Origin of the sequence: Microbacterium sp. (genome assembly GCF_031178525.1) — a bacterium.
Classification (GTDB): Bacteria; Actinomycetota; Actinomycetes; order Actinomycetales; family Microbacteriaceae; genus Microbacterium.
Window position 1 is genome coordinate 1 of record NZ_JAPSJA010000341.1, and the last position, 2,298, is coordinate 2,298.

Annotated in this window: 2 protein-coding genes and 1 pseudogene; 2 read left to right on the forward strand and 1 reads right to left on the reverse strand. The window is 73.6% G+C overall.

What is annotated here, in order from left to right; all coding sequences use genetic code 11:
- A pseudogene (locus RIF89_RS14090) lies at positions 1-446 on the forward strand (DUF3071 domain-containing protein); the annotation flags it as partial.
- Positions 447-464: 18 nt separating this feature from the next.
- Here RIF89_RS14090 and RIF89_RS14095 read toward each other — a convergent pair.
- Positions 465-1,589 carry an alkaline phosphatase family protein gene (locus tag RIF89_RS14095; protein ID WP_309069708.1) on the reverse strand — a complete coding sequence of 375 codons (1,125 nt, stop codon included), beginning with the start codon at positions 1,587-1,589 and terminating at the stop codon, positions 465-467.
- A 95-nt stretch (positions 1,590-1,684) separates the two neighbouring features.
- Here RIF89_RS14095 and RIF89_RS14100 point away from each other — a divergent pair.
- Positions 1,685-2,298 (forward strand): DNA gyrase subunit A (locus RIF89_RS14100; RefSeq protein WP_309069709.1); only part of this gene is annotated, 614 nt, incomplete at its 3' end.

The following is a 2,298-nucleotide window of genomic DNA, read 5'->3' on the forward strand; positions in this document are numbered from 1 at the left end:
TGCACGGGAGCGAGCCCGCGGATGAGCGCGAGGACGACCGGTTCGACTCCGGAGCGTTCGGCCCGCGTCGCCTGCCGGAGCCGCAGTCCGAGCACGACTCCTCCCCCGCCGCGGTGCGGGACTTCGCCACCAAGCGCGCCCCCGCCTCGCAGAACGCCAGTTCCGACACGGCCGACCTGCTCGAGGCGCTCCGGCGCCGGCGCGGCCAGCGCGAGCCGGCTCCCGCGTTCGACGCGGAGCTCGTCGACCGCACGGCCGACCACCCCGCCGGCGGCGCCGCGGAGAGCGACCGCCGCGCGCCCGTGGCCCTGTTCGACGCCGTGCCCGAGCAGGCCGAGGAGCGGGAGGAGACCCCCGCTGAGACCGATGAGAGCCGGCGCCGGCGCGGACGGGCCTCGATGCCGTCCTGGGACGAGATCGTCTTCGGCGCGCGCAGCGACGACTGACGGCCCGGGCCGCGGCACTCAGCCCGCGTACGTTCCGAGTCGCAGCAGCGGCACCACGACCTCCTCGGGCGTGACCGAGCCGTGCTGGCCGATCATGTCCTGTGCGCGCTTGTCCTCGAGCCGGTCGTCGTAGAACGCCCAGGCTCCGCGCGCGGCCACGAGGAGGTCGCCGATCCGCGGCCTGACGTCGTCGGACACCGTGCCGAACAGCCCGTCCGCGATCGCCTCCTCGCGCGTCGCGACGTCCGCCGTCCGGCCCGAGACCGAGGCCCACACGTCGGCGGCCGCGCGCGCATCCACGCCGGGCTCCAGGTAGACGTGCAGCAGACGAGGCTCGCCGCCCAGGTGGGCGACGCCGTCCAGGCGCGGGTCGCCGTCGCCGAGCAGCACGTGCCGATGCCGCGGCACGTCGACCATGCCGTGATCGGCCGTCACGATGGCGCCCACGCCGGGCGGAACCGGGGTCGCGAACGCCGCATCGATGTCCTCGAGCGCCGACATCCACGCGTCCGAGGCCACGCCGCGGCGGTGCCCGGCCTTGTCGACCTCCGGGAGGTAGCAGTACACGAGCGAGCCCGATTCCCGCGCCGCGAGCTCGTAGGCGAGGCGCACGCGCATCCGGATGTCGTCCGACGCGACGTACTCGGCGCCGCGCAGGATGGCTCCCGTCAGACCCGTCGTCGCGTACTCCGCGAGGCCGACCGCGAAGGCGCGGCGGCCCTCGGCGATCGCCCGCTCGAACACGGTCGGGCGCCGCTGCCAGGTCGCCGGGTCCAGCCCGTCCCGCTCGTAGCCGTTCAGCTGATTCGCGAGCCGGCCGCGATCCGGATCCAGGACGCGATACCCCACCAACCCGTGCTCGCCGGGATCCGACCCGGTCAGGATGGACGACAGCGCGGCGGCGGTCGTCGAAGGGAACACCGTGCGGGCGACGTCCTTCCGCCCGCCGTACGACGACAGCCGTCGGGCGTGCCCGGCGTGCGCCCTGAGCTGATGCGCGCCGAGCCCGTCGATCACGAAGAGCACCGCGGAACCGGCGGGGCGCAACCAGCCGGACGTGCCGGACAGCGACCGCAGGATCTCCGGCGCAACTCCGGTGAGGCTCCGGGCCGAAGCGGGGCCCGTCGGTACGATGGGGGACATCCGGGCAAGTCTCGCACAACGCGCTTCGCCCGCTCCGGGGCCCGAGCCCGGAGCCCACCGCTCCTCCGCACGGAGGCGCTATGAGAAAGAGAAGCATGGCCCGAAAGCCCCCCGCCTCCCCGAGCTCGACCGAACCGGTCGAGGAGCGCATCGAGGACATCGACCTCGAGCAGGAGATGCAGGGGTCGTACCTCGAGTACGCCTACTCGGTCATCTACTCGCGCGCGCTCCCCGACGCACGCGACGGCCTCAAGCCCGTGCAGCGGCGCATCCTGTACCAGATGGCGGAGATGGGCCTGCGGCCCGACCGCGGCCACGTCAAGAGCGCGCGCGTCGTCGGCGAGGTGATGGGAAAGCTGCACCCGCACGGCGACTCGGCCATCTACGACGCGCTCGTGCGCCTCGCGCAGGACTTCGCGCTGCGCGTGCCGCTCGTGGACGGCCACGGCAACTTCGGCTCGCTCGACGACGGGCCCGCAGCGGCGCGTTACACCGAGGCACGCCTGGCCTCCCCCGCCCTGTCGCTGACGGAGAACCTCGAAGAGGACGTCGTCGACTTCATCCCCAACTACGACGGTCAGTTCCAGCAGCCGTCCGTGCTGCCGGCGGCGTACCCCAACCTGCTCGTGAACGGCGCGAGCGGCATCGCGGTCGGCATGGCGACCAACATGGCGCCGCACAACCTCAGCGAGGTCGTGGCGGCCGCGAC